General features: G+C 62.1%; 16 protein-coding genes. 5 read left to right on the plus strand and 11 right to left on the minus strand.

Translation table 11 applies throughout. The annotated features are described in order from the left end of the window. Positions 1–3 precede the first annotated feature (3 nt). Positions 4–357, plus strand: a complete 354-nt coding sequence (locus R1W00_RS14530; protein ID WP_317263486.1) for a hypothetical protein — start codon at positions 4–6, stop codon at positions 355–357. Here R1W00_RS14530 and R1W00_RS14535 read toward each other — a convergent pair. Genes R1W00_RS14535 through R1W00_RS14550 form a run of 4 tightly spaced genes read right to left on the minus strand, consistent with a single transcriptional unit; the run spans position 354 to position 7052 of the window. Further along, on the minus strand, positions 354–2420 hold the full coding sequence (locus R1W00_RS14535) for a hypothetical protein (RefSeq protein WP_317263487.1): 2067 nt from the start codon (positions 2418–2420) through the stop codon (positions 354–356). The genes R1W00_RS14530 and R1W00_RS14535 overlap by 4 nt on opposite strands. Continuing rightward, a complete protein-coding gene (locus tag R1W00_RS14540) occupies positions 2417–5173 on the minus strand; it encodes a DUF4159 domain-containing protein (RefSeq protein ID WP_317263488.1) in 2757 nt (918 codons plus the stop codon). Before R1W00_RS14540 ends, R1W00_RS14535 begins: the two co-directional genes overlap by 4 nt. Continuing rightward, positions 5173–6048 carry a DUF58 domain-containing protein gene (locus R1W00_RS14545; protein WP_317263489.1) on the minus strand — a complete coding sequence of 292 codons (876 nt, stop codon included), beginning with the start codon at positions 6046–6048 and terminating at the stop codon, positions 5173–5175. Before R1W00_RS14545 ends, R1W00_RS14540 begins: the two co-directional genes overlap by 1 nt. Next, the gene (locus R1W00_RS14550; RefSeq protein ID WP_317263490.1) at positions 6045–7052 is read right to left on the minus strand and encodes a MoxR family ATPase; all 1008 of its coding nucleotides are present in this window, start codon (positions 7050–7052) and stop codon (positions 6045–6047) included. The genes R1W00_RS14545 and R1W00_RS14550 overlap by 4 nt, the downstream gene beginning before the upstream one ends. Before the next feature lie 75 nt (positions 7053–7127). Between R1W00_RS14550 and R1W00_RS14555 the strand changes: the two genes are divergently transcribed. After that, positions 7128–7712, plus strand: a complete 585-nt coding sequence (locus tag R1W00_RS14555; RefSeq protein WP_410901562.1) for a DUF1285 domain-containing protein — start codon at positions 7128–7130, stop codon at positions 7710–7712. On the opposite strand, the gene R1W00_RS14560 is transcribed toward R1W00_RS14555, so the two are convergent. Next, positions 7709–8617, minus strand: coding sequence for a cation diffusion facilitator family transporter (locus R1W00_RS14560; RefSeq protein WP_317263491.1), 909 nt, complete (start codon positions 8615–8617; stop codon positions 7709–7711). The genes R1W00_RS14555 and R1W00_RS14560 overlap by 4 nt on opposite strands. A gap of 139 nt (positions 8618–8756) precedes the next feature. Between R1W00_RS14560 and R1W00_RS14565 the strand changes: the two genes are divergently transcribed. Further along, the gene (locus R1W00_RS14565) at positions 8757–9755 is read left to right on the plus strand and encodes an ATP-grasp domain-containing protein (RefSeq protein ID WP_317263492.1); all 999 of its coding nucleotides are present in this window, start codon (positions 8757–8759) and stop codon (positions 9753–9755) included. Between the two features lie 3 nt (positions 9756–9758). Here R1W00_RS14565 and polA read toward each other — a convergent pair whose 3' ends face one another. Further along, complete coding sequence (gene polA / locus R1W00_RS14570) at positions 9759–12569, minus strand: DNA polymerase I (protein WP_317263493.1); 2811 nt, start codon at positions 12567–12569, stop codon at positions 9759–9761. 75 nt (positions 12570–12644) lie between these two features. Beyond that, on the minus strand, positions 12645–12827 hold the full coding sequence (locus R1W00_RS14575) for a zinc-finger domain-containing protein (RefSeq protein ID WP_317263494.1): 183 nt from the start codon (positions 12825–12827) through the stop codon (positions 12645–12647). Positions 12828–12924: 97 nt separating this feature from the next. On the opposite strand from R1W00_RS14575, the gene R1W00_RS14580 reads away from it, so the two are divergent. Then, complete coding sequence (locus tag R1W00_RS14580) at positions 12925–13866, plus strand: ABC transporter ATP-binding protein (protein ID WP_317263495.1); 942 nt, start codon at positions 12925–12927, stop codon at positions 13864–13866. A gap of 49 nt (positions 13867–13915) precedes the next feature. On the opposite strand, the gene R1W00_RS14585 is transcribed toward R1W00_RS14580, so the two are convergent. Both R1W00_RS14585 and R1W00_RS14590 read right to left on the minus strand, forming a co-directional pair. Then, positions 13916–14296, minus strand: a complete 381-nt coding sequence (locus R1W00_RS14585) for an HIT domain-containing protein (RefSeq protein ID WP_317263496.1) — start codon at positions 14294–14296, stop codon at positions 13916–13918. An 8-nt stretch (positions 14297–14304) separates the two neighbouring features. Beyond that, complete coding sequence (locus R1W00_RS14590; RefSeq protein WP_317263497.1) at positions 14305–15882, minus strand: DUF5928 domain-containing protein; 1578 nt, start codon at positions 15880–15882, stop codon at positions 14305–14307. Between the two features lie 139 nt (positions 15883–16021). Between R1W00_RS14590 and R1W00_RS14595 the strand changes: the two genes are divergently transcribed. Continuing rightward, a complete protein-coding gene (locus R1W00_RS14595; RefSeq protein WP_317263498.1) occupies positions 16022–16840 on the plus strand; it encodes a sulfotransferase family protein in 819 nt (272 codons plus the stop codon). 108 nt (positions 16841–16948) lie between these two features. On the opposite strand, the gene R1W00_RS14600 is transcribed toward R1W00_RS14595, so the two are convergent. After that, positions 16949–17935 (minus strand): adenosine kinase, encoded by a 987-nt coding sequence (locus tag R1W00_RS14600; protein ID WP_317263499.1) that lies wholly within the window; start codon positions 17933–17935, stop codon positions 16949–16951. Continuing rightward, positions 17932–18576, minus strand: coding sequence for an endonuclease III (nth, locus tag R1W00_RS14605; RefSeq protein WP_317263500.1), 645 nt, complete (start codon positions 18574–18576; stop codon positions 17932–17934). Before nth ends, R1W00_RS14600 begins: the two co-directional genes overlap by 4 nt. Between the last annotated feature and the right edge of the window lie 9 nt (positions 18577–18585).

The following is an 18585-nucleotide window of genomic DNA, read 5'->3' on the forward strand; positions in this document are numbered from 1 at the left end:
CGCATGTTTAGACCTGTTGCCCTGATCGCCTGTTTCGCCGCCCTGCCCGCATTTGCCGATGCGCCGGTTGTTGAACACGTCACCCTGTCGTCCAGCGGCGATAGCTGGCGGATCAACGTCACCCTGTCCCACCCCGATACGGGTTGGGATCATTACGCGGATGGCTGGGCCGTTCTGGACATGGACGGGACAGAAATCGGGTTTCGCGAACTGGTCCATCCGCACGTCAACGAACAGCCCTTTACCCGCAGCACGACCATCACCATCCCCGAGGGCGTGACCCGCATTCAAATCCGTCCGCGCGACAATGTGGATGGTTGGTCCGATGTGACCTATCCGGTCGACGTGCCGCGTTAACGGCGTCCCTCGCGCAGCCATCCCCACAGGGTCATCGCCGCCACCAGCATCAGCATCAGCCACGCCGGTGCCAACGGGAACAGCATCACATCGGTGGTCACAAACGCCTGTCGCGGCGTGATCCCGATCCATCCGCGTCCAGATGCCACGCGCCCCTCTCGCACCTGTCGGATGTCGGGCATCCCGTCCTCTAGACGCAGGGAGCCGCCCCGCGCCTGTGCCATAACAGGTTCCAGAATCTCGGTGCTGGCGATGGTGTTTTCGAACTCTTTCGGGGCCGCCGGACCAACCGCAACAACCGTTTCCAGATCGGCGTCGCGGATGCGGTAAAGACCGATTTCGGCGTCCTCGATCTGGGCGGTGAACCGTCCCGCCGCCTCCTCGGTCAAGGGCACGATCACCACCTCACCCGAGGGCGTCGTCAGGGTCACGTCGCGCGCCCCTTGGGCCAAGGTGCGGCGCGTGATTTCGATGTCGCGCCCGTCTGAAATGGCGGTCAGCGCCTCTTCTTCCAGTTCGGGTTCCTTCATCATCCAATGGGCCAACCGCCGCAGCAGGTCCAGTTGCGGACCACCGCCCTCAAACCCGCGGCTCCACAGCCACGCGTGATCGGACCCCAGCAGGGCGACGCGCCCCTCCCCCTCGCGGTTCAGAACCAACAGGGGGCTGTCGCTGTGGCCGCTCATCACCACGTCACCGGCACCGGCGTCCAGTTCCACCTGACGCACCCAACGGCCCCACGGTTCATCCCCGTTTTGGCGCAGCCAATCGTCCTGCATCCCCGCGGTCACAGGGTGGCGCGCGCCGGTGTCGGTAATGGCGGGCAGATACGGGTCCTCAATCACCCGCGACGTCGGCGCGGCGGGCAGGATTTCCGACAGCGGGGAACGGAACAGGCTATCGGCACTGGCGAAATCGGGACCGGCCGCAATCAGAACGGCACCACCGTTTTCAACATACTGGCGCACGTTATCCAGATAGACCGAGGGTAAAATCCCCCGCCGTTTGTAGCGGTCAAAGATGATCAGATCGAATTCCTCGATCTTTTCAAGGAACAGCTCACGCGTCGGAAAGGCGATTAGGGACAGTTCGCTGACCGGCACGCCGTCCTGCTTTTCCGGCGGGCGTAGAATGGTGAAATGGACAAGATCAACCGCGCTGTCGGATTTGAGCAGGTTGCGCCACGTCCGTTCGCCCGGGTGCGGTTCGCCCGACACCAACAACACGCGCAGACGATCCCGCACGCCATTGATGCGCAGGGCGGCGGCGTTGTTGCGGTCGGTCAGTTCCCCCTCTTGGGCGTCAATCGCGATCTGCACCACATTGATGCCCGCGTGCGTCACGGTCAGCGGGATCTCGATCTCACGCCCCACGGGCACGTTGAACGTCTGTGCCGCCGCGCCATCAATCGCGATGGACAGGCGCGCGTTCGGGGACAAATCGGCGGGCAAGGCGCCTTGATCCTCAACCCGCAGGGTGATGGTGGTTTCCTCGTCCAGAATGGCGAACGCGGGCGTGTCCTGAATGAACAACCGGCGGTCCCAATCCGTGTCCCGACCGGTCAGCAACACATGTGTCGGCGCGTCGATCACGGGGGCGCGGTCGATGTCGTGCACCTGTCCGTCGGTGATCAGGATCGCACCGGCCAGACGTGCGGCGGGTTCCTGCGCGACCGCCTCCGCCATGGCGGCCAACAGGGCGGTGCCGCTGTTATCCGCGCCATCGGGAACGCGAACGACGCGCAGTTCGGTCCGGTCCATGGCGGCGATTTCTGCGCGCACGCGGGTCAGGGCGGCATCAGTCTGTGCGGCGCGATCCGATAGGGTCTGGCTAGAGCTCTCATCCACAACCGCGATGACGATATCGGTCAGGCCATCGCGCTGTTCCCGCTGAAACGACGGGTTGGCCAGCGCGGCCAGCAAACACACCGCCGCCACCGCGCGCAGGGGCCAGCCCAACAGCCGCCGCCACACCGACACGCCCAGAACCACAGCCATCACCACGGCCAGCGCGATCAGCACGCCAAGGGGCACATAGGGATCAAACAGAATACCGCCCGTCATTGTCCCAACCTGTCCAGCAGAGCAGGCACATGCACCTGATCCGATTTATAATTGCCCGTCAGCACATGCATGATCAGGTTGATGCCGAACCGGATCGCGGTTTCGCGCTGACGCTCACCGGCATAGCCGCGACCGACCGGAAACAGGGGCACGCCATCGCGATCCACCGCCCAAGCAGACGCCCAATCGTTGCCGCCGATGACCACCGGCGTCACGCCGTCGTTGAGGTTTCGGAACGGCAGGCCATCGACCTGTTCGGCGTCCTCCGGCGCGGCCTCAACCCATGGGGCGCGGCCCGCGTGACGACCCGGAAAGTCCTGCAACAAGTAAAACGTCCGCGTCAGCACGTGATCGGTCGGGATCGGCTCCAGCGGTGGAATGTCCAGCGGCCGCGCGAGCTCTTGCAACCGGCGCCCCTCACGCGTGGTGCCGCCCGCACCGGCGACCGCGCCATCACGGGTGTCAAAAAGGATCATGCCGCCACTGCGCAGATACCGGTTCAGTTTCGCATAGGCATTGGCCGAGGGCGTCGGTTGGTCCAGCGTGATCGGCCAATAGAGGAACGGATAGACCGAGATTTCGTCGGTTTCGAGGTCCACGCCAACAGGATCGACCGGTTCAATCGACGTGCGTTGGGTCAAGCGCCGCGACAGGCCGGACAGACCCGCGTTGGCCACATTATCTACGGTCCTATCACCGGTCAGGACATGGGCCAGAACCACCTCGGACGTGGCCAACAGAACCTTATCGTCCAACGTCTGGGCCACCGCGCGATCCGCCATCGGGGTCAATGCGATCAAACCCGCCACAATCACCGGCATCACCCGCGCCCCACGCAGACGCCCCCCTACCCAGAGCGAAGCCAGCGCGTCCAACGCCAAGGCGATCACCGCGATGCTCAGGAACAGGCCCAACAAGCCGCGCTCGGGCTGAACGCTCAGGCCCGTGACGGGCACCGAGGCGGGCCATGCGGTCGGAACCAACAGATCGCCCTCTTCAACCACGTTCACCGCCAAACGCCGGTCATCGCCCGCGTACAATCCCGGCGGCACCTCGGCGGAGGCGCGGGCGGTCGCCAGAACCTCACCCTCGATCCCGCCCATGGTGCCGGCGGGTTGCAGATCGCCGAACCCGTCCAGAATATCCTGCGCAACCCATGTTGTGCCCGCCAGATCGGCGCGCTCGGGCCGCGTGGCATTGGCGGAAATCGCCAGCCGGTCCAGCATTTGCACGAACAGACCCGACAAAGGCAGGGACGACCATTCCGTGTTGGCCGTCACATGGAACAGCAACACCTGCCCCGCGCCCAGTTCCGCGCGGGTGACCAATGGCGTGCCGTCGCTTAGGGCGGCGATGGTCCGCTCGGCCAGATCGGGACCGGGTTCGGCAAGGACTTGGGACGTGATTTCGACCTCTTCGGGGACGGGCAGACCGGCAAAGGGCGTCTCGGCCTCAAACGGGCGCAGGGTCTTGGGCTCACCCCAGCTCATCGCGCCACCGACCGACCGCCCGCCAGAGCGCAACCGCACGGGCAGCAACGGATCGCCGTCCAGCAATTCCGCCGCCGCCATCCGTGGCCCCGCGAACCGCACCAGCATCCCGCCGCCATCGACCCACGCCTCCAGCGCGTCCCGTTCCGCCGCCGCAAAGGTCGCCACATCGGCCAGAATGATCACATCGGGATTGGCCTGCAGCACATCCAAAAGCGCACCGGGCACCAGATCCGCCGTCAACTCCAACGCGCGGTTCAAATAGTGTAGGGGCGAGAGCAGTTCCAACCCCTCATCCGCGCCGCGCCCCGCGATCAGGGCGACCTTGCGCCGTTTCAGGCGATCATCGGTCAGGGTGACGGCCCCGGCGGTGCGCTGACCGTCGATTTCGAACCGCGTGATACGATTGCGCAGCTCGGGCGGAACGTCCAATTCGATCTCGACCACATCTTGAGCGGCCTCAAACACGGCGGGAACGGACAGCAAAACGCGTTCCACCCCGTTCGGGTCCGGGCCCACGGCGCCAACGGTGATTTCGTCGCGCACACCCGTCTGGTTGCGCACGGCGGACAGCCGGACCTGACCGCCCTCAAACCGCGCGGGGCGCAGGGCGTAAACCGCGCTGCCGCCTTCAAACACGGTGACCTGACCACGGGCCGACAGGATGTCCAACAGATCCGCGCGATAGGGCGTATCGACACCGGACGACAGCCACAGCGTATCGAAATCGCCCTCCAATCCGGCGGCCCAGTCCACCACCTGATCCCCGCCCACATAGGGACGCGGGCGCAGGCCTGACACACGTGGCAACACCGCATCACCCGTCTGGAATTGCACCCCATCGGCGGGCAGATCGGTCGCCAGAACCACGGCCACGGGGCGACCGCTGCGCGATGCGGCCTCTACCTCGGCCGCGATGCGGTCTGTACGGCGCGTCCAATCGCGGGCCTCGGCCCATGTGCCATCGGCAAGGATCAACAACGGTCCCGCCCCGTCCACCCGCGCGGCGGGGTTCAGAACCGGACCGGCAAACCCGATGATCGCAGCGGCCAGCGCCAGCATTCGCAGGAGCAGCAACCACCACGGCGTTTTATCCGTCTGCGTCGTGTCATCCGTCAGGCCCAGCAACAAAACCACGCCCGGAAACCGGCGACGCACCGGCGCGGGCGGCGTTGCCCGCAGGATCAGCCACAGAACCGGCAACCCCAACAGGCCCAGCAACAGCAACGGCGATGTAAACCCGATCGCGCCCAGCGTCAGCATCACCGCCCCCTTTCCAGCGCGCCAAACAGCCACATCAGGGCCGACTGTGCGCTCTCACCCGTGTGGTGACAGGTGTAATGCCACCCCGCGTGGCGGGCCAGATCGCGCAGACGCGCGCGGCGGTCGTTCAGACGGTCGATATAGCGGCTGCGCAGATCGGCGGCCTGATTGGTCTCGAACTTGATCGCGCCGGCCATGCTCTGGAAAATCGTGCGCCCGTCAAAGGGAAACGCCTCTTCCTGTGGGTCCAGCACCTGAAGCAGCGCGCCGCGCACACCGCGATCTGCGGCCTTGGCCAATGCGGCCTCGACCGGGGCAAGGTCACCCATGAAATCGGACACGAATAAGGCGCGCGATTGGGGCAGCATGCCGCGTGCCTCGGGCGCACCGAAATCGGTGTCGGCAGCGGGGGTACTGAACGCCTCGGCAAGACGCAGCAGTTGCATGTTGCCGTGACGCGGTGGCAGGTCAAACCCACTGAGACCGACCCGTTCGCCCCCGCGCATCAGCAACACCGCAACGGCCAGCGCCAACAGACGCGCGCGTTCGGATTTCGTGCCGTGCGATCCGTCGCCCGAAAACTCCATGGACTGGGCATCATCGACCCACAGGATCACGCTTTGGGCCGATTGCCATTCCTTTTCCCGCACGAATGGCGTGTCCGTCCGCGCGGACCTGCGCCAATCGATATTGCGGGCCTCATCCCCGATGGTGGCGGGGCGGTATTGCCAGAACTCGTCGCCCGTGCCCGCGCGCCGCCGCCCGTGTTCGCCCAACAGGATCGTCGCCGCCAAATGCTCGGCCTCGGCCAAAAGCGGCGGTAGCGGTCCGGCAAGCGTCTGGGCCTGCGCGCGGAGATGGGCGGGCGAACTCACGCCGCCGAAACCCCGCGACAGGTTTGTTCGGTCACGGCTGCGATGATGTCATCCAAGTTCTCGCCCCGCGCCCGCGCGGCAAAGCCCAGCGCCATACGGTGTTTCAGAACCGGACCGGCCATCGCGGCCACATCATCGATGCTGGGCACCAAACGGCCCTGCAGCAACGCCTCGGCCCGCACGGTCAGCATCAGCGCCTGCGCCGCACGCGGCCCCGGACCCCAAGCGACGTTCTCGCGCACCACGGCGGGCGCATCCGCGTCACCGGGACGACAGGCGCGCACCAGATCCAAGATAGCGGCCACAACGGTTTCACCAACGGGCATACGGCGGATGGTTTCCTGCGCCTTGATCAACTCGGCGGCAGAGAACACCTCATGCGCCTCATCCTCGGCAATGCCGGTGGTCGCGATCAGGATGTCATGTTCGGTCTTGCGGTCGGGATAAGGCACGTCGATCTGCACCAGAAAACGGTCCAACTGAGCCTCGGGCAAGGGATAGGTGCCCTCTTGTTCCAGCGGGTTTTGCGTGGCCAGAACGTGGAACGGCGGGGACAGTTCATGCGCATGGCCCGCGATGGTCACCGACTTTTCCTGCATCGCCTGTAACAGGGCCGATTGCGTTCGCGGACTTGCGCGGTTGATCTCATCCGCCATCAGCAGCTGACAAAAGATCGGACCTTTGACGAACCGGAAGTTGCGCGACCCGTCCGTTGCGGTTTCAAGAATTTCCGAGCCCAGAATATCGGCGGGCATCAAATCCGGCGTGAACTGGATACGCGAGGAATTCAGGCCCATCACCGTCGAGACCGTGCTGACCAGCCGCGTTTTGCCCAGCCCCGGCAGACCGATCAGCAACCCGTGTCCGCCGCACAACAACGCCGACAGCGTCAGGTCCACAACGCGGGGTTGGCCGATGAACCGCTTGGTGATGCTGGCCTTGGCTTCGGTCAGGCGCGCGCCAAGGGTTTCAATGTCGGCAACCAAGGTGGCATCGTCGGTCATGACAAACTCCAATTCAAAACTATATGCTGCCATTAAAGACATCTATGCCTCTGCGCACAAATGGCAAAAAGAACTATGGCACAAATGATCGTGAAACCCACCGTCGACAATCTAGCCGAGGCCGCGCGCGCCGCTGGCAAAAAAGGCCCGCCACCGGTGCATCTGTGGAACCCGCCGTTTTGCGGGGATTTAGACATCCGGATTGCGCGCGACGGGACATGGTTTTACCTCGGTACACCCATAGGACGACAGGGTTTGGTGCGGTTGTTCGCCTCCATCCTACGCAAGGATGATGACAGTTTTTTTCTGGTCACGCCGGTCGAAAAAGTGGGCATCACCGTCGAAGATGCGCCGTTTATCGCCCAAGACTTTGAGGTGACGGGCGAGGGCGATGCCCAAAAGATCACCTTTTTCACCAATGTGGCCGATGCGGCGACCGCCGGAGCCGATCATCCGATTCGCGTTGAGATTGACCAGACGACCGACGAACCGGCCCCCTATGTCACCATCCGCGCGAACCTAGAGGCACGGATCGACCGCAAGAGTTTCTATCGCCTGATCGATCTCGCCGTGATGGCCGAGCATGACGGCGCGCCGTGGTTGGGCCTGTGGTCGGACGGGGTGTTTTTCCCAATCACGCCCGAGGCCGATTTGCCCTAGGGCGCACAGGCCGCACGGTCGGCGCATCCGGTTTGCGCGGTTTCGATTTCCAATGTCACGTGGGTCAGGTCGAAATCCGTCGCCAGCCGTGTTTTGATCTCTGCCGTGATCGCGCCGCCCTCTGCGCCCTCTTGGATGACCACATGGGCCTGATAGGCGTTCTTGCGTTCATCCATCTGCCACAGATGCGCGTGATGGATGTCGACCACACCGTCAATGTCGCGCACCGCATCCCCAATACGGGTGCGGCACAGGTCGGGCGGGCTGCCCAGCATCAAAATCCGCACCACCGGCCCCACATCCGACCACGCGTGCCACAGGATGTACCCCGCAATCATCAGCGTGATCACCGGATCGACCCAGCGCCAGTCGAACAACAGGATCAGCGTCCCTGCCACAATCACCGCCACACTGCCCAGCGCATCCGCCAGATTATGCACAAACGCGGCGCGGATGTTCAGGCTGTCCTTGGACATCGCATAGGTCAGCGCCGCCGTCACCGCGTCGATGATCAACGCCACACCGGCAAGGATCACCACCGTCCATCCCTGAACCGGCGGGGGGTCAAGCAGACGCATCACCGCCTCGGCAATCAGGTAAAACGCCACCACAAACAGGGTCGTATAGTTGATCATCGCCGCCACGATCTCGGCGCGGCCATAGCCGAACGTCATCCGGTCATCCATCGGGCGACGCGCAATCCGGCGGGCAAAGAACGCGATGATCAGGGACACAGCGTCGGAAAAATTGTGGATCGCATCCGCGATCAGCGCCAGTGAGCCCGACAAAACCCCGCCCACAATCTGGGCCACGGTCAACAGCATGTTCACGGCAATGGCCCAAACAACCCGCCGGTCGCCGGTCGAGGCATCAATGTGATGATGGTGGTGGTGGTCGTGGGGCATGATGGTCACCCTTGATTTACCGCCACTATAGCCTTGGCGCGGGCGGACACAACGAATGCGGTGAAAACTGTCGCCTCTTTCTCATTTTTGGGCGAAAGACTTCTGATAGTATCCCCTAGACTTTAGTTAGGGGCATTCGATGGCTGCGGTTTTATTTGGGGTTCAGGGCAATATCCTGATGTCGGTGGCGAAATGCCTGCGCGCGGCCGATGTGCCGTATTCCATTGTGTCGACACCCCAGACCCTGAACCGGATGGACGCGGACCTCTGCCCACCACATGCGCGTGCCCTGCCCCGTAACGTCTTTGCCCAGTCTGAACACGAGGCAATGAACGCCGTTCAGGAACACGCGGCAAACCTTGGCGGGGCGGTTCTGGTGCCGACGGATATGCGGGCAACGCGGATGTTGTCCAATGCGGGCGGCGCGCTGCATTCGATGTGCGCGGGGTTCGCCACGGCCACGCCCGATCTGATCGACACGCTGGACAACAAATGGTCGTTTCATCGGTTGCTGGGCGATCTGGACCTGCCCAGTCCGGGGGGCATGTTGATCCAATCGCTGGACGATCCTGCCCTGAACGCCGTGCCCTTTCCGGCGGTGATGAAACCCTTGGCGATCGGGGGCGGGATCGGCATCCATTGCGTGTCCAACCGCGAAGAGATGGCCGCCGCCCTTGCCCAATGGCCCGCCGTTCAGGTGCCGTTCCTGATCCAAGAATACCTGCCCGGCAAAGACATCGACATCAGCATCCTTGCCGACCGTGGCCGCATCATTGCCCACGCGGTTCAGGCATGGGACGGTCAACACCGCCTACGGTTCTTTGACGATCCCGACGCCTATGACATGGCCCGCCATCTGGTCGCGCAGACGGGGTTCAGCGGGGTCGCCCATTTCGACATGCGCCGCGATGCGCGCGACGGGGTGCTGCGGTTTATCGAATGTAACCCGCGTTTTTGGGCGACGGTGGATGCGGCGATGCACGCGGGGGTGAATTTCGCGGCCCTTGGGGTGCAGATGGCGATGGGCCATGACGTCGGCACGGTCACCCCGCAGGACACCACCCTGACCCATGCACGCGACACCGCGCCCGTTCAGGGGTTCAGCCCGCGGGGACGGATCATCGCCACCCCCGCGTGAGGGTCAGTGCGCCTCGGCCCAGTTCGCGCCGGTGCCTGCATCCACGACCAACGGCACGTCCAGATGCACGGCAGGCGCACTGGCGCCCTCCATCACGGTGCGCACTGCGTCGATGGTGGCGTCAATGGCGTCCTCATCCACCTCGAACAGCAATTCGTCATGCACCTGCAACAGCATCTCGGCAGGCAGGTCCGCGATCACGTCGGGCATACGGATCATTGCGCGCCGGATGATGTCGGCGGCAGTGCCTTGGATCGGGGCGTTGATCGCCGCGCGCTTGGCAAAGCCCGCGCCCGGCCCCTTGGCGTTGATCTCGGGCGTGTTGATCTTGCGCCCGAACAGGGTTTGGACGTATCCGTGATCCTTGGCGAATTTCACGGTGTCATCCATGTATTCGCGAATACCCGGAAAGCGTTCGAAATAGCGTTCGATGAACCCCTGCGCCTCGGCGCGCGGGATACGTAGATTGCGCGCAAGGCCAAAGCCCGAGATGCCATAGATGACGCCAAAGTTGATCGCCTTGGCCTGACGCCGGATGTCCGAGGTCATTTCGTCCAGCGGCACGTCGAACATCTCGCTGGCCGTCATGGCGTGGATGTCTTGCCCATCGCGAAACGCCTGTTTCAACGTGTCGATCCCCGCAACATGGGCCAAGATGCGCAGCTCAATCTGGCTATAGTCGAGGCTGAGGATTTTGCGTCCTGGTGCGGCGACGAACGCCTCGCGGATTCGGCGGCCCTCTTCGCTGCGCACGGGGATGTTTTGCAGGTTCGGATCGGTGGAGGCCAAGCGCCCCGTGTTCGCGCCGGTCTGCACATAGGACGTGTGCACGCGCCCCGTTTCGGGGTTGATGTGATCCTGAAGCGCATCGGTATAGGTCGATTTTAGCTTGGATAGCTGTCGCCAATCCAGAACCCGCGCAGGCAGGTCATGCCCCTCGGCGGCGAGGTCTTCAAGGATATCCGCACCGGTCGCATAGGCACCGGTTTTGCCCTTTTTCCCGCCGGGCAGCTCCATCTTGTCAAACAGTATTTCGCCCAACTGTTTGGGCGATCCGACATTGAACGACTGACCAGCTAGTTCGTGAATCTCGGCCTCTAGCCCCGCCATTTTCTGGGCAAAGGCGTTCGACATCCGCGACAGGGTATCGCGGTCGACCAAGATGCCCGTACGCTCCATCGAGGCCAAAACGGGCGACAGCGGACGCTCCAACGTCTCGTAAACCGTTGTCACCTGTTTCTGGTGCAACTGCGGCTTGAACAACGTCCACAGGCGCAGGGTGATATCCGCGTCCTCGGCGGCATAGGCGACGGCCTGATCAATCGGCACCAGATCAAAGGTGATCGCCGATTTCCCCGTCCCCAGCAGGGATTTGATCGGGATCGGTTCGTGGTTCAGATACCGTTCGGACAGAGCGTCCATGCCATGCCCGTGCAGACCCGCATGCAACGCATAAGACATCAGCATCGTGTCATCGAACGTCGTCACATTGATCCCATAGCGGAACAGGATCTTGGCGTCGTATTTCATGTTCTGCCCGATCTTCAGGATCGCCGGATCCTCAAGCACGGGTTTCAACATCGACAAGGCGCGGTCCATGTCCATCTGCCCCTCGGCCAGTGAACCAGACCCGAACAGATCATCCGCGCCGGATTTATGCGCCAACGGGATGTAACAGGCCCGACCGGGTTCGACTGCCAGACAGACCCCGACAAGGTCCGCGCGCATGTCGTCTAGACCGGTGGTTTCCGTGTCCACCGCGACAACGCCCGTGTGCCGGATCGCGTCGATCCAGACCTGCAACGCCTCGGCGTCGCGCACGCATTCATACGCCTCTGGGTCAATCGGCGGGAATTCCGGCGCATCGGCGGGCGTCGCCGCGTTCCCACCCGTCGCCGCAGGCGTGTCATCAATCGCGGGCGCCTCGGCCCCCAAACTATCGGCGACACGTTTGGTCAGGGTACGGAATTCCATCTCGGCCAGAAACGGCAACAGCGTCTCGGCCTCGGGCGCGCGCAACTCAAGATCTTCCAGCGCCACGTCAATCGGCGTGTTGCAATCCAGCGTGACCAGCTGTTTGGACAGCTCAATCTGCGCGCGGTGTTCGATCAGGGTCTGACGGCGCTTGGGCTGTTTGATCTCTTCGGCGCGGTCCAACAGGCTTTCCAGATCGCCGTATTCGTTGATCAGCAATGCCGCAGTTTTCACCCCGATCCCCGGCGCACCCGGTACGTTATCGACGCTATCCCCGGCAAGGGCCTGAATGTCGATCACACGGTCGGGGCCAACGCCGAACTTTTCCTCGACTTCTTCGACGCCGATGCGTTTGTTCTTCATGGCGTCCATCATCTCGACGCCGCCACCGACCAGTTGCATCAGGTCCTTATCCGAACTGATGATCGTCACGCGACCACCAGCATCACGCGCCTGCACCGACAGGGTCGCGATGATGTCGTCGGCCTCATAGCCCTCAAGTTCCAGACAAGCGATGTTAAAGGCGCGCGTCGCCTCCCGCGTCAGGGGCATCTGCGGGCGCAGATCCTCGGGCATGGCGTCGCGGTTCGCCTTGTACAGATCATAGAGGTCGTTGCGAAACGTATGCGATCCCTTGTCAAACACCACCGCCACATGGGTCGGAGCGTCGGGACCGCGATTGTCCTCAACCATCTTGAAGATCATGTTGCAGAACCCCGCAACCGCCCCAATAGGCAGCCCGTCGGACTTCCGCGTCAGCGGCGGCAGGGCGTGAAAGGCGCGGAAAATGAACGCCGACCCGTCAATCAGATGCAGGTGACAGCCCTTGCCAAAGCTCATGGATGGCTCCTTTGGCGGGGCCGGTGACGTTCAGAGATCCGCCGCGCCCCGCAACAGCATCCACCGCTCGGGGGATTACTTGGCCGCGTCGACCGCGCTCTCATGCACGAATTTCTTGTCGCAATAGCCACATTCGACAAAGCCCTTGTCGTGGTCGATCTGCAGCCACACGCGCGGATGCCCAAGGGCACCCTCGCCACCATCACAGGCAACGCGCCAAGCGCTTACAACTTCGGTTTCAGGGGCTGCAATCGTCATTCCGTGGCTCCATATCTTGCCGCAAGACGCGGCGCGCGATAGATCAGGGCGCATGATACCAAGTCCCGCCGCACGGACAAGGCCAGAAGGGCACAACATGACCCAAAACGCGATCGAAATCCGCAACCTGCGCAAAACCTACCGCGCCGCAGGGAATCAACCGCCCAAAGAGGCCCTGCGCGGCATCGACCTCGACATCCCGTCCGGTTCGATCTTTGGCCTCTTGGGGCCGAACGGCGCGGGCAAATCGACCTTGATCAACATTCTCGCCGGTCTGGTCGTCAAAACCCAAGGGTCGGTGAAAATCTGGGGGTTCGATCAGGACGTAAACCCACGCCAATCCCGCGCGGCCATCGGCGTCATGCCACAGGAACTGAACCTCGATCCGTTCTTCACCCCGCGCGGCGCATTGGACGTACAGGCGGGCCTCTACGGCGTGCCAAAGTCCCAACGCAAAACCGAAGACATCCTCGAACTGATCGGCCTCACGGACAAGGCCGAGGCCTATGCCCGCTCCCTCTCGGGCGGGATGCGCCGCCGGCTCTTGCTGGGCAAGGCGCTGGTCCACAGCCCGCAAATACTTGTCCTTGATGAACCGACCGCTGGCGTCGATATCCAACTGCGCAACATGCTCTGGGCCAATGTGCGCCGCCTGAACGAACAGGGCATGACGATCATCCTGACGACCCACTACCTCGAAGAGGCCCAAGAGATGTGCGATGAAATCGGCATCATCGACAACGGCCAACTGATCGCACGCGACACCACCGCGAACCTGATCGGACGGATGGACCAGAAAACCCTCGTCATCACCCCAGAGGGCGACGCGCCCACCGCCGTCCCCCTGCCCGATGGCATCACGCACACCATCGGTCACGATGGCACCCATGCGTTTACCTACAGCCAATCGACCATCACCACCGGCCACCTGATTGAGGCGATCCGCGCCGCTGGCATGAACATCCGCGACATCCGCACCCAAGAACCCGATCTTGAGGACGCCTTCCTCGCCCTGACCGCAAAACACCCCGCCTCCTGATCCGGAAACGGGGTGTCTTCATCTTGGCAAAAATACTCAATTCCGACGCTTAGGCGCGCTCCAACATCCGGCCCAACGGACGCCCCGCTAACACATGCACATGCAGGTGCGGAACCTCTTGGACCGCCGCCTCGCCCGAATTGGCAATCAAACGATATCCGCCGCCGCCATTACCGGGCTCAACCCCCAGCATCGCGCAGATCTTGCCGATGGTACGCGTGAAATCGACAACCTCGGCATCGCTGGCCTCAGCCGCGAAATGGTCATAGCAAACATAGGGCCCTCTGGGGATCACCAGCACATGGTTCGGGGCCTGCGGCGCGATATCCTCGAACGCCAGACAATGCTCAGTCTCCAGAACGGATTTACAGGGGATTTCGCCGCGCAGAATCTTGGCAAAGATGTTTTGCGGATCATAGGAATAGGCCATTTTGGTCCTCAATCTACGTACAGATAATCGGTCGCCGCGACCTCTAGCGCCTGCTCGGGTGTCACGTCCAGAAACTGCGCCAATGGCACGGCGTTTTCCTCGGCGCTGGCGCTTTCGCGGATGCGGTGGAAATGCGGGAAATCGGCGTCACGAATGCGGTCGCTTTCAAACACCACGTCATAGCGGATCGTGGGCAACAGACGCTCAATCACCTCTGGCGGGGTACGCTCGCCCGCCAGACCCACACGCCGCGCATGGCCCAGCAGATAATCATCCGTGAACTCGGTCTTGATCTCCAGCAGTTTGGTCGTGCAGCGGTCGGCGTAAAAATCCTGCATCAGGTCCAGACTGCTGGGGTCCAGACAGATCAGCAACCGATCAGTTTCATAGTAATCAAACAGCATCCGCATCAACGCCCGCCGGTGCCGCGTGCGTTTCTCCAGCGTCGTCTGAATCCCGCCCAGATCCGGCAGTTCGGTCGCGTCCTCATTGAACAGATATTCGATCGCGGGCAGGTTCGTCACCTGCCGCGTCTTGTCGACCAAACGCTTGGCCACGTGCCATTTCTTGCAGGTCACGATCATCAATTCACGCTCGCGCCCTAGACTGGCCTCAGCCTCCCAGAATCGCGGGGCATAGCGACGTCCGATCCGCCCGCGTCCCGTCAGGAACTTGAACAGGCTGCGCCCCTCGTTCGAGATTTTGAACTCGACCCCCTTGCTGGTATAGAGCGCGCCCAAACGGCGTTTCAGCTCCTTCGCGTCGGGCGAGATTTTGCGCGCGAACAGGAAATCCTGTGACAGCAACAGATCGTACTGATCGTTGTAGAAATTCACCGGCATCCCGTAGTCCGAGAAAATCAGGAACGTCAGGGTCCGCGTATTGATCTCGGACTCGGGCACCAGATGGCGCACAAGCGTCTGAAAGAACGTCTCATCCGGAATCCACGTGGTGCTAAAGAACCGCAGCACATCGGGACGCTGCTCACAGAATTCGAGGATCGCCTCAATCGTGCGACGGCGCAGGCACCACCACTGGCTGCCGATCATGACCTGAATGTCCGACGGCACCTTGCGGTTCAGGCCCAGCTTTTTCTGCAACTCATAGGACGTGTAAAACAGCCACTTGTGCGTCCGCTCATTGAAATAGTGGCGATAGTACAGCCGGTCCTCCTTCATCCCGGTCTTGATCCAGTCCGAGTTGAAAAAGTCAAAGCTCTCGACATAGTCGATGTCGGTGCCATCAAGGAAATCGTGGACATATTCCGCCGATTTGATCGGCATGCAATCCCCCGACAGCATGTAAAAATGCGTGGCGCGCGGAAACGCCTGTTCGGCGGCGCGCACGGCATGCAACGTCGCCTCAACCAAAGACCACGCCCCCCAACCGCATTTGATCCGCTTTTTCGCGAAAACGACGTGCGGGTTGTCCTTCAGGGATTCGCGGATCATCTCGAACTGGGCCTTGTCGGCACGTGCATCGAAATGGATCGACAGATAATCGCCCGCCGCCGACAGGCGTTCCGCCTGACGGATGATGGCCTCAGGGTCTTTGTGGCACAGCAGGATATAGGCGATTTTAGCCATTTCGCAGGGGTGGTCCCAAGTTTGTCGACGATACGTCTTTACTAACGTCTATGCTCCATTGAATAAACGCACTTTATTTGCTTTGTTTAAACAAAGTAATACGCCTAATCAAAGTGTTGCGTAACGGAGGCAAAGGCAGATGGGGTTTCCCGGCACCTGGATGACCGAGAGTGAGAGCGTCGTGTACCGCGTGGTGCCGAAATGTGCGTGCTCGACCATCGGTCAGATCATGTTTTATTCGGACCACGGGGAATTCTTCGACGGGGACATCCACGATGCGACCTCGGGCCTGCATAAATGGTCGCTGGAACACAGCCAGCAACCGATCACCGACAACGTCCTGAACCATAGCTCCTACGCCTTCACCTGTGTGCGAAACCCGTATACGCGCATCCTGAGTTCGTTCTTTGACAAGATCTGCGGGATCCAACGCAACGGTCGTCGCTATCGCGGGAACCTTGTGCCGTTGTTGATCCAGAAATACGGGATTGAAGTCGGCGGCGATGAGGGCAAGGACGATTTCGACCAGATCCAGAGCTTTCGCCGGTTCCTGCTATTCGCGCGGGATACCATCCGCTGGCGCCGCCCGATGGAGCCCGACATCCACTGGTCGGCCATGTCGGGCCATATCTCGACCTTTATCGTGAACGGCGGGCGCTACGACAAAATCTTTTACACCGAAACGTTCAACGACGGGATGCAAGAGGTTCTGGACGCCATCGACACGCGCCACGACGTCGACCTCGCCTCCATCCCGCGTTTCAATGAATCCGAGGGCCACGGCCCCAAACGCGCCCATCCGGTCGAAGATTACTTCGACGATCTGTCGATGCATCTGGTCTATGAAATCTACAAACGCGATTTCAACCTGTTCAAATACGACTTTGAAAATCCGGGGAACAAATATCCGATCGGTGAAATCGATCTGGATGAGGTGCACGCCAAACTCGGCGACTGACCTCCCCACCCTGCGGGCCCGCCGCCGCGTATGCGGCGGCCACGCCCAACAAAACCGACGCGCCTTGGCGCGGTGGGTTTTGGCGGGAGCCCCCCCCGCCAACCGTCCTTACAGAACGCCGCCTTCGCGGAACAAGGCGCCCAGATCCGTTTCGGGGCGCGCGCCGAAATGGCCGATGACCTCGCGCGCCGCGATCACGCCCATCTTGCCCGCCACATCCAAGGACGCTCCGGTTGCCAGACCGTACAGGAAACCGGCCGCGAACTGATCGCCCGCTCCGGTCGCATCAACGGGCGTTACAGGGGTCACCGGCACGATGACCTCTTCGTCACCGCGCACGATCACGACATCCCCGCCCGAGCGCGTGCAGACAATCGTGCCACATTCCGCCGCCGCCTGCTCCAACGCTGCCGACAGGTCGGTTTCATACAGGGACGACCATTCGTGCTCATTCCCGATCACGAAATCCAGTGTATTAACCAGCCGCCGGAAATCCGCGCGGTGACGGTCGACACAGAACGGATCGCTTAGGGCGATGCCCGCCTGACCGCCCGCCGCCTGACAGGTCTTCGCGGCCTTCTCGAACGCTTCTTTGCCCTTGGGCTTATCGTAGAGATACCCCTCAAGGAACAGGAATTCGGTGTCACCAACCACCGCATCATCGACGTCCTCGGGACCAACCTCGGCCGAAATCCCGAGATAGGTGTTCATCGACCTCTCGCCATCGGGCGACACGAAGATCATCGACCGCGACGTCGGCAACTCGCCCCCCGCAACCGGCGGGTTGATAAAGGCGGTGCCATCATCCTCGGTCTCGCGGGCATAGAACTGGCCCAACTCATCGTCATGCACACGACCGATGAACCCTGTTTTCAGGCCCAGATTCCCGATCCCCGCAACCGTGTTCGCAACCGAACCACCCGCGGCCAGCGTGCGCTCTCCCATCGCATCATAGAGCAGCGCACCACGGCTCTGCTCGACCAGTTGCATCACCCCCTTCTGGATGCCCATCTTGTCCAGAAACGCATCGTCGCTCTGGGTCAGGACATCGACCACGGCATTCCCGATGCCGACAACTTGGTAGGTTTTGCTCACAGGTTCTTCTCCTCGAACTGGCACAGATCGCGAATGATACAGGTGCCGCATAGGGGTTTACGGGCCTTGCAGGTATAGCGCCCGTGTAAAATCATCCAATGATGCGCGTGCTGTTGGAATTCCACGGGAATGTGGTCCTCAATCGCGCGCTCAACGGCGTCTACATCCTTGCCCGGCGCGAGGCCGCTGCGGTTGCCAAGGCGAAAGATATGCGTATCGACCGCCTGCGCCGGATAGTGGAACCACATGTTCAGTACGACGTTCGCGGTCTTGCGCCCCACCCCCGGCAGGGATTGCAGCGCGGCGCGCGACGACGGCACCTGACCGTCATAGTCATCGACCAGAATGCGGCTCAGCTTGATCACGTTCTTGGCCTTGTTGCGGAACAGGCCGATGGTCTTGATGTGTTCGATCAGACCTTCTTCGCCCAGATCCAGCATCTTTTGCGGCGTGTCGGCGATTTTGAACAACGCTTTGGTCGCCTTGTTCACGCCCGCATCCGTGGCCTGCGCCGACAGGGCCACCGCCACCACCAAGGTATAGGCGTTGACGTGGTCAAGTTCGCCCTTGGGCTCGGCCTCTTGGGCCTCAAACCGCGTAAAGATCTCGTGGATCGTGTGATAATCAAGCTGTTTTGCCATATCACGGGG

The sequence above is a fragment of the Rhodovulum sp. FJ3 genome (assembly GCF_032918305.1).
GTDB lineage: Bacteria > Pseudomonadota > Alphaproteobacteria > Rhodobacterales > Rhodobacteraceae > SAT37.

Excerpts from the sequence above, each read along its gene's own strand:
- R1W00_RS14580 (WP_317263495.1), top strand. The coding sequence starts at position 12,925 with ATGACCCAAAACGCGATCGAAATCCGCAACCTGCGCAAAACCTACCGC.
- nth (WP_317263500.1), bottom strand. The coding sequence starts at position 18,576 with ATGGCAAAACAGCTTGATTATCACACGATCCACGAGATCTTTACGCGG.
- R1W00_RS14540 (WP_317263488.1), bottom strand. The coding sequence starts at position 5,173 with ATGCTGACGCTGGGCGCGATCGGGTTTACATCGCCGTTGCTGTTGCTG.
- R1W00_RS14535 (WP_317263487.1), bottom strand. The coding sequence starts at position 2,420 with ATGACGGGCGGTATTCTGTTTGATCCCTATGTGCCCCTTGGCGTGCTG.
- R1W00_RS14555 (WP_410901562.1), top strand. The coding sequence starts at position 7,128 with ATGGCACAAATGATCGTGAAACCCACCGTCGACAATCTAGCCGAGGCC.
- R1W00_RS14565 (WP_317263492.1), top strand. The coding sequence starts at position 8,757 with ATGGCTGCGGTTTTATTTGGGGTTCAGGGCAATATCCTGATGTCGGTG.
- R1W00_RS14585 (WP_317263496.1), bottom strand. The coding sequence starts at position 14,296 with ATGGCCTATTCCTATGATCCGCAAAACATCTTTGCCAAGATTCTGCGC.
- R1W00_RS14590 (WP_317263497.1), bottom strand. The coding sequence starts at position 15,882 with ATGGCTAAAATCGCCTATATCCTGCTGTGCCACAAAGACCCTGAGGCC.
- R1W00_RS14530 (WP_317263486.1), top strand. The coding sequence starts at position 4 with ATGTTTAGACCTGTTGCCCTGATCGCCTGTTTCGCCGCCCTGCCCGCA.
- R1W00_RS14560 (WP_317263491.1), bottom strand. The coding sequence starts at position 8,617 with ATGCCCCACGACCACCACCACCATCATCACATTGATGCCTCGACCGGC.
- R1W00_RS14550 (WP_317263490.1), bottom strand. The coding sequence starts at position 7,052 with ATGACCGACGATGCCACCTTGGTTGCCGACATTGAAACCCTTGGCGCG.
- R1W00_RS14595 (WP_317263498.1), top strand. The coding sequence starts at position 16,022 with ATGGGGTTTCCCGGCACCTGGATGACCGAGAGTGAGAGCGTCGTGTAC.
- R1W00_RS14575 (WP_317263494.1), bottom strand. The coding sequence starts at position 12,827 with ATGACGATTGCAGCCCCTGAAACCGAAGTTGTAAGCGCTTGGCGCGTT.
- polA (WP_317263493.1), bottom strand. The coding sequence starts at position 12,569 with ATGAGCTTTGGCAAGGGCTGTCACCTGCATCTGATTGACGGGTCGGCG.